This window comes from Megasphaera hominis (genome assembly GCF_014269395.1).
GTDB classification, from domain to species: domain Bacteria; phylum Bacillota; class Negativicutes; order Veillonellales; family Megasphaeraceae; genus Megasphaera; species Megasphaera hominis.
In genome coordinates this window covers 42,809-56,544 of record NZ_JACOGK010000021.1, presented here as the reverse complement: position 1 = coordinate 56,544, position 13,736 = coordinate 42,809, and the positions used below count along the sequence as shown (strand labels likewise).

12 protein-coding genes are annotated in these 13,736 nt (G+C 54.5%); 8 read left to right on the top strand and 4 right to left on the bottom strand.

What is annotated here, in order from left to right; all coding sequences use genetic code 11:
• Positions 1-249 precede the first annotated feature (249 nt).
• Positions 250-1,092: a DMT family transporter gene (locus H8J70_RS08150; protein WP_186503455.1), complete on the bottom strand. Its 843-nt coding sequence runs from the start codon at positions 1,090-1,092 to the stop codon at positions 250-252.
• A 151-nt stretch (positions 1,093-1,243) separates the two neighbouring features.
• Here H8J70_RS08150 and H8J70_RS08145 point away from each other — a divergent pair, with 151 nt between their 5' ends.
• The 5 genes from H8J70_RS08145 (at position 1,244) to pyk (ending at position 7,149) form a co-directional block, all read left to right on the top strand.
• The gene (locus H8J70_RS08145) at positions 1,244-2,110 is read left to right on the top strand and encodes an alpha/beta fold hydrolase (RefSeq protein WP_186503454.1); all 867 of its coding nucleotides are present in this window, start codon (positions 1,244-1,246) and stop codon (positions 2,108-2,110) included.
• A 14-nt stretch (positions 2,111-2,124) separates the two neighbouring features.
• Positions 2,125-2,823, top strand: coding sequence for a 7-cyano-7-deazaguanine synthase QueC (queC, locus tag H8J70_RS08140; RefSeq protein ID WP_186503453.1), 699 nt, complete (start codon positions 2,125-2,127; stop codon positions 2,821-2,823).
• The gene (locus H8J70_RS08135) at positions 2,820-4,808 is read left to right on the top strand and encodes a M13 family metallopeptidase (RefSeq protein ID WP_186503451.1); all 1,989 of its coding nucleotides are present in this window, start codon (positions 2,820-2,822) and stop codon (positions 4,806-4,808) included. Before queC ends, H8J70_RS08135 begins: the two co-directional genes overlap by 4 nt.
• Positions 4,809-4,989: 181 nt before the next feature.
• A complete protein-coding gene (gene mgsA, locus H8J70_RS08130) occupies positions 4,990-5,376 on the top strand; it encodes a methylglyoxal synthase (protein ID WP_186503449.1) in 387 nt (128 codons plus the stop codon).
• A gap of 24 nt (positions 5,377-5,400) precedes the next feature.
• Complete coding sequence (gene pyk, locus H8J70_RS08125; protein ID WP_186503447.1) at positions 5,401-7,149, top strand: pyruvate kinase; 1,749 nt, start codon at positions 5,401-5,403, stop codon at positions 7,147-7,149.
• A gap of 66 nt (positions 7,150-7,215) precedes the next feature.
• Here the strand turns inward: pyk and H8J70_RS08120 are convergent, their stop codons facing one another.
• Positions 7,216-8,013, bottom strand: coding sequence for an MBL fold metallo-hydrolase (locus H8J70_RS08120; RefSeq protein ID WP_246415314.1), 798 nt, complete (start codon positions 8,011-8,013; stop codon positions 7,216-7,218).
• A 151-nt stretch (positions 8,014-8,164) separates the two neighbouring features.
• On the opposite strand from H8J70_RS08120, the gene H8J70_RS08115 reads away from it, so the two are divergent.
• Positions 8,165-8,782, top strand: a complete 618-nt coding sequence (locus H8J70_RS08115; protein WP_186503446.1) for a TetR/AcrR family transcriptional regulator — start codon at positions 8,165-8,167, stop codon at positions 8,780-8,782.
• Positions 8,783-8,835: 53 nt separating this feature from the next.
• On the opposite strand, the gene hcp is transcribed toward H8J70_RS08115, so the two are convergent.
• On the bottom strand, positions 8,836-10,407 hold the full coding sequence (gene hcp / locus H8J70_RS08110) for a hydroxylamine reductase (protein WP_222433640.1): 1,572 nt from the start codon (positions 10,405-10,407) through the stop codon (positions 8,836-8,838).
• A gap of 196 nt (positions 10,408-10,603) precedes the next feature.
• On the opposite strand from hcp, the gene H8J70_RS08105 reads away from it, so the two are divergent.
• Both H8J70_RS08105 and H8J70_RS08100 read left to right on the top strand, forming a co-directional pair.
• A complete protein-coding gene (locus H8J70_RS08105) occupies positions 10,604-11,182 on the top strand; it encodes a 5-formyltetrahydrofolate cyclo-ligase (protein WP_186503444.1) in 579 nt (192 codons plus the stop codon).
• Between the two features lie 68 nt (positions 11,183-11,250).
• A complete protein-coding gene (locus H8J70_RS08100) occupies positions 11,251-12,456 on the top strand; it encodes an aminotransferase-like domain-containing protein (RefSeq protein ID WP_186503443.1) in 1,206 nt (401 codons plus the stop codon).
• A gap of 84 nt (positions 12,457-12,540) precedes the next feature.
• On the opposite strand, the gene H8J70_RS08095 is transcribed toward H8J70_RS08100, so the two are convergent.
• Positions 12,541-13,380, bottom strand: coding sequence for a bifunctional hydroxymethylpyrimidine kinase/phosphomethylpyrimidine kinase (locus H8J70_RS08095; RefSeq protein WP_186503442.1), 840 nt, complete (start codon positions 13,378-13,380; stop codon positions 12,541-12,543).
• Positions 13,381-13,736 lie beyond the last annotated feature (356 nt).

Below are 13,736 nucleotides of genomic sequence, written 5' to 3'. Positions count from 1 at the left end.
TACTTCTCCAAGTTGATTCCCTCCATGAATCTGTTGAAAACCAACACCGGATCGCAAATATCCAGAAAATCTGAAATATATAGTGGCAAAATTGCCTGTTTTGGTTTAGAATAATTAGTGGTTGAATTTTTCATTGGTTATGTAAATTTTACCACAAAAGGAGGTCCGCTGACTCGAAAGAGTCGGTGGACCTCCTTTGTTATTTGGGTCTGTGTTATTTCACAGCCCCTTCTTTTCCATTATGAAGGATTACGCTTGTTTTTTATAGACAATAGAGGCTACGCCCAGGAGGATTAAGACCATGCCCAGGGCAATATTCCAGGTCAGCACTTCGCCCAGGCAGAGCACACCGCCCAAGACGCCGATGACCGGTACGACGAGGACGGCCACACCGGCCTTCGCCGCTTCCATATGCTGCAGGATATAATTCCAAAGGAAAAAGCCTGCTGCCGCTGCCAGAAGACCGTTGTAGAGGAGGGCTGCTATACTCATAGGCGTCCAGATAACTGTCGTCTGGCCGCTTCCTTCGGCCCAGAGAAAGAGGACGACGGCGCCAATGGCCATCTGCCAGGCCGTACATTGTAACACATCGCAGGCCGTCAATTTGAGCTTCAGGATCACGCCGGCAATAGCCCAGCCCAGGGCGCCGAGCAGGACGATACAGATAGCCTGGAAATTTGCGTCAAAATGGACATTCATGAGCAGGCACAGGCCGGCCATGGCCGTCGCGATGCCCAGGACCTTGCGGCGCGTGAGCCTTTCGTTCAAAAAGAAATGGGCCAGAATAGCCATAAAGACGGGCATCGTATAATTAAGGACTGCTACCAGGCCGGCACTGAGACTGACGATGCCGATCTGCATGGCCGCATTGTTCAATACGACCTGGGTCATGCCGGAAAGGAAAATCCAGGGCCAATACTTTTTTTTCGGAATCAGCAGATGCCGCCAGGCACAGACGGCGAGCAAGACGAGCGCACCCAGAACGGCCCTGTAGGAAACGAAGAGCACCGGCGGAAAAAAGGCCGTCGACAGTTTCATGACGATCCAGTTAAAGCCCCAAATAAAATACAGCAGCAGTAATGCCTTAATCATGTAGATCACGTCCCGTTTGATGTAGTAGGTAGTATGGAGAATACGTTTATATTATAGCATGGACAGCGGGAAAAGTTTTGCCTGTGCCACCGGGAATTTTGCGGTATAATAGAAGCAATAGCATCCATTCCTATTAAAGGAGATAAAAGACATGACACAGCATGTAACCTATCATACCCTCGTCGTAGAAGGAGCCCCTGTTTTTTACCGCGAAGCCGGCGATCCGTCGCTGCCCAAGCTGGTCCTTTTCCACGGCTTTCCTACGTCCAGCTCTATGTTCCGCGAGCTCATACCGCGCCTGGCCGACGCGTATCATATTATTGCGCCGGATTATCCCGGCTTTGGCCAGTCCGGCGATCCCGACAGGAAGACCTTTGCCTATACCTTCGATCACCTGGCCAAGGTCATGGAAGCCTTTCTCGTAGCGAAGGGCTTTACGGACTTTTCCATGTACGTCTTCGATTACGGCGCACCCATCGGCTTCCGCCTGGCCCTCTGGCATCCGGACTGGATCCGGGCTATCATCAGCCAGAACGGCAACGTCTATGAAGCAGGTCTTGGCGAGAAATGGGAGGCCCGTGCGGCCTATTGGGCCGAGCCGACGGCGGCACTGCGCGAGCAGTATAAGGCTGCCTTTCAGGCAGACGCCGTTATCGGCCAGTACACAGGCGGCGAAGTGCCCGGTTCCGTAAGCCCCGATGGCTATACGCTGGACCTGGCAGCTATGGCCAAGGCCGGACGGGACGAAATTCAGTCGGACCTCATTTGGGATTACCAGACCAACGTCCGTCTCTACCCGGCCTTCCAGCAGTACCTGCGGGAAAACCAGCCGCCCGTCCTCTGCGTCTGGGGCAAGAACGACCCGTCCTTCCTTCCCGCCGGTGCCGAGGCCTTCAAAAAAGATGTGCCCCGCGCCCAGGTGGAACTCCTCGACGGCGGCCATTTTGTCCTCGAAACGCATGGGCCGGAAATAGCAGACAAAATCCGTCATTTCCTGTCCCAGGTACTACATGAATAAGGAGCTGATTGTACGTGAAGTGTGTTGTTTTATTGAGCGGCGGCGTCGATTCGACGACCTGCCTGGCCATAGCCCTGGCCAAATATAAAAAAGAAGAGGTCCTGGCCCTGACGGTCTACTACGGCCAAAAGCACGATAAAGAGCTGCAGGCAGCCAGGGCCGTTGCGGCCCATTATGGCGTAGAGCAGCAGGAAATCAATCTGGCCCAGGCCTTTTCCTATAGTAATTGCTCGCTCCTCCAAAAGAGCGACCAGGCCATTGCCCATACGTCCTATGCAGACCAGCTGGCCGCCCAGGGCGGCGCAGGGACGGTCGCTACGTACGTGCCCTTCCGCAACGGCCTCTTCCTCTCCTATGCCGCAGCCGTTGCCGTCAGTGTCGGCGCCGAAGTCATTTATTACGGTGCCCATGCTGACGATGCCGCCGGCCGGGCCTATCCGGACTGCACGCCCGAATTCGAGACGGCCATGAACACGGCCATTTACGAAGGCTCCGGCCGCACGTGCCACCTGGAGGCACCGCTTCTGGCGTGGAACAAAGCCGGCGTCGTCAAGAAGGGCCTTGAACTGGGAGCTCCCTACGAGCTGACGTGGAGCTGCTACGAAGGCGGCGAAACGCCCTGCGGCGTGTGCGGTACGTGCCGCGACCGGGCAGCTGCCTTTGCGGCCAACGGCGTAGCCGATCCGGCCCTTACCAAGGAGGCTAAGGCATGAGCAAAAGGAGAATTCTCGTCTGCGCAGCCCTGGCAGCCGTCCTTGGCATGGGACTCATGACGCCCGGCACAGGCTATGCGGCAGTGAGCGAAAAAAATGATTTCTACCAGGCTGTGAACGAAAAGGTCCTGGCCGAAAAGAAGATCAAGCCTACGGAATCGTCGTGGTCGTGGTTTCAGGAACGGAACCGGGAAAACAAGGAGTTCCTGACGAAAAAAATAGAAGCCCTTGCCAAAAAGCAGGGCACCTACAGGGAAGGGTCGGAAGAACAAAAAATAGCCGACCTCTACCAGTGCATTACGGACCAGAAAACGCGCAACGCTACGGCGCCGGCGTACTTACAGAAACTCGTAGCGCCCCTGCAGGCGGCCAAGACGCCGGCTGAACTGACAGCGGCTGTGTGCGCCCTGCACGACCGGTATGGCATCGACGTCCTCATGGATATGTCCGTCCAGCGCCTACCCGACAAGCGCCGCTATATTGCCCGCTTTGAAGCGTCCGGCCCGGTCCTTTCCCGCTACGATCTGGAAAAGGAAGCCCAGCCAGGTGCCTGGCAGGACTATCAAACGTATGTCGCTAACGTCCTTACGGCCGGCGGCCTGGCTGAGGATGCTGCCGTCACGGCGGCAGGCCGTATTTTTGCCTTCGAGCAAAAGCTCGGCCCGACGCTTTTGACGAGCGAAGAAATGAACGATATTATGGTCCAAAACCGGCAGGTCTCGCAGCAGGAATTTATTGCCATGACGCCCCATTTGGACGGTGAAGCCTTGCTAAAGGCCTGGCACCTCGAAAAAGAGCAGACCCTGTATCTGGCCGATCCGGCCTATTTGCAGGCCCTTGATGCGGCCTATACGGCAGACAATCTGGACCTCTTCCGCCAGTACTTTACGTTCCGCGTCTATCACCAGCTGGCCCCGTATAGCGATATTCCCCTCCGCGATTTGCGCCAGCACTACCAGAACCACCGCTATGGCATCCGCGCCAGCCGCACGGAAAAAGAACAGGCCTCGTACATGCTCCAGTCCCTCATGCCCTATGAACTGGGCCAAATCTACCTGAAGGAACGCTGCACGCCGGAAACGCAGGCAGCCGTCCGGCAGATCATCGATGAAGTCCGTCAGGTCTACCGCAGCCGCCTGGAACAAAATACGTGGCTCACAGCCGCTACGCGGGCAAAAGCCATAGAAAAGCTCGACGGCCTGCGCGTCTTCGTCGGCGGCCCGGCTGCGGATGACAAGCCGCTCATTGAAGATATGCACGCTGTCGTACCGGAAGGGAAGGGCGGCGACTTGCTTACCAATATCCTGCAAAACGAAGCCTGGGCAGCCAAGGAAGAGGAAAAGCTCGTGGGGACAGACTTCAATCCCGATAAATGGTACGCCTTTAATCCGCAGGACGTCAACGCTGCCTACATTTCGGATAACAACAGCATTACCATTCCTGCCGGCATCCTGCAGGCTCCCTTCTACGACAGCCACGCATCGCGCGGCACCAATCTGGGCGGTATTGGCGTCGTCATTGGCCACGAAATTTCCCACGCCTTCGACCCGAACGGCAGCCATACCGATAAGGACGGCAATCTCATTGACTGGTGGACGCCGGCCGACTACGCGGCCTTCCAGAAGCGGGCTTCTGCCTTTGCGCCCTATTATAGCCGCTACCAGCTGGCGCCGGGCCTCTACGAAAACGGCCAGCTCGTCATGAACGAAGCCATTGCCGATTGTGGTGGCCTCTCCGTAGCCACGGCTATTGCCGGCACCGATGAAAGCGTACGGCGCGATCTGTATAAGAGCTTTGCCGCCATCTTTGCCTCGAAATATACGGACCAGCTCCTCTATCAGCTGGTCAAACTCGATCCGCACCCGAACGGCAAGGCCCGTGTCAACGGCGCCCTTTCTTCGACAGAGGGCTTCTATAAGGCCTACGACATCGTCCGCGGCGACGGCATGTACGTAGGGCCGGACCAGCGGGTCAGCCTCTGGTAAGCATATTTTGCAGAATACTGACAGTTTTATGCTTGCATTCTTGTGGTCGATACGATACAATCACAATGAAAGAAGGTCTTATCTTAGGGTAAGGCCTGCTCCCCAAGTGGGACAAAAAACGTACCCCTGGGACGAAAAATGAAAAGCTTAGTCTACGATCTGGTATTGTAAGGAGGATCTTATGAGAAAGTACATCGCACTCATTGCGCACGATGCCAAAAAAGACGCCATCGTCGCATTGTCAACTACATTTAAAGCTGTATTATCCCGCTATCCTCTCGTGGGAACAGGCGAAACGGGGCTCCGCATCGAAAACGAAACGGGCCTTTCCGTCCAGAAAATGCAGCCCGGTCCTATGGGCGGTGACCAGCAAATCGGCGGCATGATCGCATCGGATCAGGTCCTGGCCGTCGTCTTCCTGCGCGATCCCCTGACGGCGCAGCCGCACGAACCAGACGTATCGGCCTTTCTGCGCCTTTGCGACGTCCACGCCGTACCGGTGGCGACGAATGTAACCAGTGCCCGCATCCTTCTGACCGTGTTGGATACGCAGCCTGACTTGTTTTAATGTAGCGAAAAGGAGTCATTACCTATGTATAAAAAGACAAAAATCGTATGTACCCTGGGCCCTAGCTCGAATACGCCGGATATCCTGGCAAAAATGATTCAGGCCGGCATGAACGTCGCCCGCTTTAATTTCTCCCATGGATCCCATGCAGAACATAAACAGCGCATCGAAATGGTACGCAACGTAGCGCGCAACCTCAACGTTCCCGTCGCCCTCATGCTCGATACGAAGGGGCCGGAAATCCGCCTGGGCCTCTTCAAAAACGGCTCGGTAGAGCTCGTCGAAGGCCATGAATTTACCTTGACAGCCCGCGACGTCGAAGGCGATGAAACCATTGCCTCCATGAGCTACAAGGACCTGCCCAAGGAAGTCAAAGCCGGCGACCACATCCTCCTCTCGGACGGCCTGGTCAATCTCGTCGTCACGTCTGTCGAAGGCGACGACATTCACACGAAAATCCTCAACAGCGGCAAGATGAGCGACCGCAAGCGCGTCGCCGTGCCGGGCATTGCCATCAACCTGCCGGCCGTATCGGAAACGGACGAAGCGGATATCGAATTCGGCATCCACATGAACATGGACTGGATCGCCGCTTCCTTTATCCAGCGCGGCAAAGACGTCCTCACCATCCGCCGTATCCTGGAAAATCATGACAGCCACATGAAGATCATCTCCAAGATCGAATGCAAGGCTGCTGTCGACAATATCGATGAAATCATCAGCATGAGCGACGGCATCATGGTAGCCCGTGGCGACCTCGGCGTAGAAGTGCCGGCTGAAGAAGTACCGACCCTGCAGAAGCTCCTCATCCACAAATGCCAAATGGCAGGCAAGCCCGTCATTACGGCAACGCAGATGCTCGAATCCATGTGCAGCAATCCCCGTCCTACACGGGCTGAAACGAGCGACGTAGCCAACGCTATCCTCGATGGCACCGACGCCGTCATGCTCAGCGGCGAAACGGCCGGCGGTCTCTACCCGGTAGAAGCCGTACAGACCATGGCCCGCGTAGCTACCTATACGGAAAGCCAGTTCCCGCCCCGCGCCTATGTAGATGAAAATGCCGGCTCGGCAACGACGACGGAATCCATCGGCAAGGCCACTGTAAAGATTGCCCAGGACCTGCACGCTGCAGCCATCATCGCCTCGACCGAACGGGGCGGCACAGCCCAGATGGTGTCCAAATACCGTCCGACGTGCCCGATCATCGCCGTTTCGACTCATGAAAATATTGTCCGCCGCCTGCAAATGAACTGGGGCATCCAGGCCATTTTGGGCCAGGAAGGCAATACGACCGATGAAGTCGTCGACAACGCCATCTATGCCGCCTTAGATGCAGGCATTATCAAGGCCGGCGACCTCGTCGTCCTCACGGCCGGCGTACCTGTAGCCAAGGCCGGCTCGACCAATATGATCCGCGTCCAGGTCGTCGGCGACGCCCTCCTGCGCGGCACCGGTATTGGCCGTAACTCCGCTATCGGCTCCGTCTGCATCGGCACCAGCCTGGCAGACCTGCAGAAGAACTTCAAGGACGGAGATATTCTCGTCGTCCGCGCTGCCGGTACGGAATACGTAGACTATATGAAACGGGCCAGCGCCATCATTTCCGAAGAAGCAGGCCTGACCAGTGAATCGGCGATAGTCGCCATTACTTTCGGCATTCCGACCATCGTCGGCGCTGCCCATGCAGCAGACCTCCTGGAAAACGGGGAAGTCGTCACAGTCGATGCCGGCAGAGGCACTATTTTCCGCGGCAAAGCTAACGCCCGCTGATATATCATACAAAAAAACGGTTTCTTTCCTCAAAAGGGGAAGGAAACCGTTTTTATTTGTCTGAAATCAGAAGCAGACACTTTCGCCGTCTTCGGGCATGACGTAGTTTGTGACCTGCCGTTTGGCCAGGAGACCGCGCATGGTATAGCGTGTAATGGAGGCGTGGGAAACATTATCCATGTGCGTAATGAAAATCGTTGCGTCCGGTACGGTGGCAGCTACACAGGCGACGTCTTCGTCGTTCATGATCAGGCGGCCGCACGTGCTTTCTTCAGCAGCACAGGCGTTGACCGTGACGACGGCCGGCTGGAAACGGCGCAGCGTAGCCTGCACGTCCGGATACCAGATCGTATCCCCGCTGATGTAAAGTGTTTTTTCCTGCGCTGCCGTCAGGACGACGCCCATGGTGTTGCCACACGGCACCAGGGTGCCGTGGCGGGATGGTACGCGGGTCAGTGTAATAGCGCCAAAGGCAGTACCTGCAGCCGCTACGATGCGGACGTCTGTAAAGCCCGATTTCCGGCAAATGGCTGCGTCTTCTTCGTCCTGGACGAAGGCCGGCGTCCCTTTGTCCAGGGGCGCGCCGACAGTGCCATCGGCGGCGAGATCGATGTGGTCGGCATGGAGATGGGTAAAGATATAGCCGTCGACGCCGGCGAGGATATCCGTTACCGGCAGGGGCAGGTCAAAAATCGGCATGGCAATCTGCATCTTTACCGGATCCGGTACCTGGTAGGCGTGGCCGGGAATATCGGCCATGGCACCCATACCGCCTTTTTTTACCAGCCAGGGATCGACGAGAAAGGTCTTGCCGGCGTACGTGATTTTGTTGGTTGCATTGCGGATCTGCTGTATTTCCATCATAGTTCCTCCTAACGTAAATACTATACATATTGACAAATAATGAACACCTTGTATAGTATTTAGTATAGCGCGCGAGAGAATGCAATGGACAGATAGCGGGAACTGTCACGTTCCTGCACAGATAGAAAAAATTGTCTGAAATGAGGTGCTCATGATGGAAGAAAAAATACGCAAGACAGACCGGCGCAGCCGTTATACGTGCCGGGTCATTAAGGAAACACTGCTGGCCCTATTGAAGGAACGGCCTTTTACCAAGATCAACGTCTCCCAGCTTTGCCGTGCGGCCGATTTGACGCGGGGGACCTTTTACCTCCATTACCGCGATCTCTACGACGTCCTCGACGATGTTCTCGAAGAAGCCCTGCACCTGACCGAAGGGGATTTCACGGAAAATGAATTTTGGCAGCTCCTGGAGCTCGTCGAACATGATGCGGCAGCCCTGCCGGAACGGCTCCTGCAGCAGTATTCCCTCCTGCCTGTGTGCCAGCGCGTAACGGACATACCGGCCTACCGCGTCCTCTTTTTGGATGAAACCATTGCCTTGTACGTCCTGCAGTTTATTTTTCGCCGTGAAAAGAGCCGCTCCCTGCCGTTTTTGGAAAACTATTTGCACGTAGATGAAGCCATGGCCGAGCGTATTTTTCTCTTTTTCGTCGCCGGCGCCTTTGCCGTCAACCAGCACGGGAAATGGCAGAAGGATCCGGCCTGGTATGAGTTTCAAAGCCTCATCCTGCAGATGTTCAGCCGTATTCCCAAGGGAAACGAATAAGCAAAAAAACACCCCAGCCGTGTGACTGGGGTGTTCGTATACCGGGCTAAGGCTTAGCCGAGGATTTTCTTCAGGTCTTCTTCCGGAGTGCTGATCGGAGTGATGTTGAAGTTGTCTACGAGGTACTGCAGAACATTCGGGGAAAGGAATGCCGGCAGGGACGGTCCGAGGTAGATGTTCTTCAGGCCCAAATAGAGGAGGGTAAGGAGGATGCAGACAGCCTTCTGTTCGTACCAGGAAAGAACGAGGGTGAGCGGCAGGTCGTTTACGCCGCAATCGAAGGCTTTAGCCAAAGCGACAGCAACCTGAATAGCGCTGTAGGCGTCGTTGCACTGGCCCATATCCATGATACGCGGCAGGCCGCCGATGGTGCCGATATCGAGGTCGTTGAAACGATATTTGCCGCAAGCCAGGGTCAGGATAACCGTATCCTTCGGTGTCTGTTTTACGAATTCCGTGTAGTAGTTACGGCCCGGACGTGCACCGTCGCAGCCGCCTACGAGGAAGAAGTGTTTGATCGCGCCGGCTTTGACAGCGTCGATGACTTTGTCAGCTACGGAAAGAACCGTGCCGTGGCCGAAGCCTGTCATAACCGTGGAGCCGCCGTTGATGCCTGTGAAGTGCTGGTCTTCACTGTAGCCGCCTAATTCGAGGGCTTTGTTGATAACCGGTGTGAAGTCTTTGTCTTCGCCAATGTGTGTCAGGCCGGCATAGGAAACGACTTCCGTCGTGAATACGCGGTCTGCATAGGACGGACGGGGCGGCATGAGACAGTTCGTCGTGAAGAGGAACGCGCCGGGAACGTTAGCAAATTCTTTCTGCTGGTTCTGCCAAGCTGTACCGAAGTTGCCTTTCAGGTGTTTGTATTTCTTCAGTTCCGGATAGCCGTGGGCCGGGAGCATTTCGCCATGTGTATAAATGTTGATGCCCTTGCCTTCGGTCTGTTTGAGGAGCAGTTCCAGGTCTTTCAGGTCATGGCCTGTAACGACGATGAACGGTCCTTTTTCGATGGTCATGGAAACTTCCGTCGGAACCGGTGTGCCATACGTGGATGTATTGGCTTCGTCGAGCATTGCCATGCAGGCCAGGTTGGCTTTGCCTGTTTCCATGACGATCGGCAGGAGTTCTGCCATGCCCCAGTCTTCGCCGAGAGCAGCCAGGCCTTTTACGAAGAACGTATCGACTTCTTCGCTGGTCTTGCCGAGCATCAGTGCATGGTATGCATAAGCAGCCATGCCGCGCATGCCGAAGAGGATGAGGGATTTGAGGGAACGGATATCTTCGTTGGCATCCCAAATCTGTTTTACATCGTAGTCGGAAGCAGCGCTGCCGCCTAACGCAGCTGTTTCTGCATGTACTTTGTCCAGCATAGCCTGGATGGTTACGACATCGAAGTCAACGTTCGTAATCGTTGTGAACAGGCCTTCGAGGACGATGCGGTACGTATGAGCCGTAGCCGTTGCCGTCTTGCACGTACGTGCCAGGCCGATCAGGGCACCTGTTAATTTGTCCTGCAGGGCTGCAGCTTCTGCGGATTTGCCGCATACGCCGGCGCAACCGGTACAACCGGTACCGCGGGCTGTCTGTTCACATTGAAAGCAAAACATCTGTTGTTCCATCTTCATTACCTCCTGATGATCTATTCGTTAATTAAAAGAGAAAGCGTTCTGTAAGCGCAGTTCCTTACTGCTCTTACAGTATAGCCTGTAGAAATAATAAAGTCCGTTGCATATACAACAGCAGCAGATTTTTTCTATGAGTATATTATATCATATAATTGAATTTGTGATATGATGTGATTATAATGAAAGGGTGATCAACATGACCTGTAAAGAAAAAAAGGCCCTGCGCCAGGCTGTGCAGCAAGGTGTGCGGCAGCTGCCGGAGGACTATTGTAAAGCCGCTGATGCGGCCATTTTCGAGCATATCCGCGCCCTGCCGGAATACGCCGCCGCCAAGACCGTATTCGTCTTCGTCGGTATGGACTGGGAAATCCGTACGCAGCCCCTGATTGAAGACATGCTGCGAGCTGGGAAAATCGTCGGCGTCCCCTTATGCACAGGCAAGCGGACCATGGAAGTACGCCGCATTACGGGTATGGACGACCTGGAAAAAGGCTTCTACGGCCTGCTCGAACCGAAAGCCCATACAGCGCTCCTCCGTCCGGACGAAATCGATTTGGGCCTCATCCCCTGCTGTACCTGTACGGCTGGTGGTGACCGCCTGGGCTACGGCGCCGGTTTCTACGACGTCTATCTGGCCCAGAGCCACTTCCTGCGCGTCGTCCTCTGCCGCAGCCGCACCATGTCAGAAACAGTGCCTGTAGAAGAACACGACCAGCCGATGGACGTCGTCATTTCCGAAACGGGCATCAGACGCACAGGCCGCAACTCACGCTGAAAATAGGCAAGTGCCCAAGCGGGCAGGCGCCTGTTTCACTATATAATAGGGTAGAAAGAGGGATTTATATGACAAAATTTTCGAAACGCTGGTCTGATCCGGCACTGGTAGAAACGTGTGATGTCATGGACAGACTGTTTCAGCCCATGACCGCCGCCGATGGCATTGCCTTCAGCATTGGCTCACCGGCCCAGGAAGCCCTGCCGGTCGATGCACTGCGGGAAATCTCGCAGGACGTGTTCCGCCGTGACGGACGAGGGGTAGAAGCATTGGCGTACGGCACGAAAATGGGTATCCGCGATTTGCGCGAAATTATTGCCGCCCAGCTCTTAGCACCTAAGGGCGTACAGACGACGGCCGACAACATCCTCATCACGGCCGGCGGCCTGGAAACGATGAAGCTCATGTGCGACGTCTTCCTCGACCCGGGCGATGTAGTCCTCGTCGAATCGCCGACCTTCGTCCACTGCGTCATGATCTTCCAGATCTTCAATGCCGTCTGCATTCCCTGCCAGATGGATGACCAGGGCCTGATCCTGGAAGACGTAGAAGCAAAAATCAAAAAATACCATCCTAAGATGATTTATACGGTACCGACCTTCCAAAACCCGACAGGCGTCACTCTGGCCCAGGATCGCCGGCAGAAACTGGCCGAATTGGCAGAAAAATACGATATCCTCGTCCTCGAAGACGATCCCTACCGGGATATCCGCTTTAAAGGCAAGGACCTCTTGCCCATCAAAGCCTTTGACCAGACCGGTCACGTCGTACTGGCCAACAGTTTCTCCAAAATCTTCTCGCCCGGCAGCCGTCTGGGCTACGTCGTCGCACCGGACGATATTATGGAAAAGATTTCCTACGCCAAAGTGGCGACGAACTCCCATTCCAGCAAGATATCGGAAGTCCTGGCGGCAGAATTCTTCAAACGGGGCTACTTCCCGGAACACCTCAAACGCATTTGCGCCCTCTACCGGGAACGCTGTGCTGTCATGATGGACGCCATCGACACGTATTTCCCGGCCGGGACGAAGCATACCTATCCTGACGGCGGCCTCTTTACGTGGGCCGAACTGCCTGGCGACATCGATACGACAGAACTGCTCAAGGAAACGATGGACCAGCTGCACATTTCCTTCGTAGCCGGCAGCGGCTTCTATGTCGAAGGCGGTGATGCAGGCAAGCACTGCATGCGCATCAGCTTTGGCGCCGTTACACCGGAAAAAATCCAAGTCGGCATCAAACGCCTGGGCGACTACATCAAGACGAAACTATAAGCCATATATACAGAAAACGCACCCTTGCACGTCCTAAGGCCTTCCCTTAGACGCGGCACGTGTGCGTTTTTTTGTCGTACGTATTTATATTTTCAAAAGCTGGCGCAAACACGGCTCGAGCAAAAGCCCCTCCCGCAGGTCGCCACTCGTAGAACGCGTGTAATCGACAGCATAATCGATGAAATTCGTAGCCAAATCGGTGGCCCTGTGAATAGACACGCCCTTTAGCGTAGCCCCGGCGATGACACTGGAAAAAACGTCGCTGACACCGGGAATGGCCGTATCAATCTTTTGCACTTCCCGCTCATAATACGCAGCCGTTTCCTCTTGCAGACAAAAATGACGGCTTTTTTTCTGGGTCTTCGGAATATCCGTAATCACTACATCCTTCGGCCCCATACGCTTCAACAGCTGGGAAACTACCAGCACCTCGTTGAGGACAGAACCCTTGCGAAGATCAGCTTTGATCCCCGTCAAAACGCAGGCCTCTGCCAAAGTAGGCGTAATGATCGTAGCCTTACTGATGAGCTTCTTCATGAGCCGCAGCCGCTTAGCCGTACAAGCAGACGCTTTTTCATAAGGAGAAGGAGCCAGAATCGGATCGACAATAACCTTAGTATCAGCCTGGGACAAGGCCTCAATCGCCTCAAGGGCAACGAGAAAATGCGCATCATCAGAGAGCTTGCCAATATAAATGACCGGAAAAGAACAACCGGACTCCTTCAACTTGGCAATAAAACTCTTCATAACCCCGGACGTATCAGCCGATTCGTACTCCCTAAACGCCGGACTATGACTGTGCAGGGACAAAGGCATAGAGCAGACCTGAAAACCTAAGGTCGAGATGATTGGCACAACGGCAGATAAGGCACAACGGCCATAGGAATACAGGTCGTGGAGGGCTAAAACCCGCTTAGTAAACATGTAATCACCTCTTGATATAGTTGTTATACTTATGAATTATAACGTATTGCCTCACGTATTTCAAGCATAAAATTATAATATAAAAGTATAAACTTTCATTTTTATGCATTTGACTCATACCGAATCGCTTCTGTTCCCATGCGTGCGCCTATTTGGTATTTGACACTTGGGAAGTAATAAAGAGCCAGGAATGCCTTCACACAGGCATTCCTGGCTCTTTTTGCCTGAGAAAAAAGTGAGTACTTTTTTGTCTGTTTAGTCGCTTTTAAAATTTTTTCGTTTGTTTTTCATTGCGTATTTCGTAAGCTGTACAAAACCCCAAGGCGTTATGGATAGTGCCGGTAATCGTAGTACGT

Bases quoted from the DNA above. Each gene is read 5' to 3' on its own strand.
- H8J70_RS08150 (WP_186503455.1), bottom strand. From the start codon at position 1,092: ATGATTAAGGCATTACTGCTGCTGTATTTTATTTGGGGCTTTAACTGG.
- H8J70_RS08145 (WP_186503454.1), top strand. From the start codon at position 1,244: ATGACACAGCATGTAACCTATCATACCCTCGTCGTAGAAGGAGCCCCT.
- H8J70_RS08135 (WP_186503451.1), top strand. From the start codon at position 2,820: ATGAGCAAAAGGAGAATTCTCGTCTGCGCAGCCCTGGCAGCCGTCCTT.
- mgsA (WP_186503449.1), top strand. From the start codon at position 4,990: ATGAGAAAGTACATCGCACTCATTGCGCACGATGCCAAAAAAGACGCC.
- pyk (WP_186503447.1), top strand. From the start codon at position 5,401: ATGTATAAAAAGACAAAAATCGTATGTACCCTGGGCCCTAGCTCGAAT.
- H8J70_RS08120 (WP_246415314.1), bottom strand. From the start codon at position 8,013: ATGATGGAAATACAGCAGATCCGCAATGCAACCAACAAAATCACGTAC.
- H8J70_RS08115 (WP_186503446.1), top strand. From the start codon at position 8,165: ATGATGGAAGAAAAAATACGCAAGACAGACCGGCGCAGCCGTTATACG.
- hcp (WP_222433640.1), bottom strand. From the start codon at position 10,407: ATGAAGATGGAACAACAGATGTTTTGCTTTCAATGTGAACAGACAGCC.
- H8J70_RS08105 (WP_186503444.1), top strand. From the start codon at position 10,604: ATGACCTGTAAAGAAAAAAAGGCCCTGCGCCAGGCTGTGCAGCAAGGT.
- H8J70_RS08100 (WP_186503443.1), top strand. From the start codon at position 11,251: ATGACAAAATTTTCGAAACGCTGGTCTGATCCGGCACTGGTAGAAACG.
- H8J70_RS08095 (WP_186503442.1), bottom strand. From the start codon at position 13,380: ATGTTTACTAAGCGGGTTTTAGCCCTCCACGACCTGTATTCCTATGGC.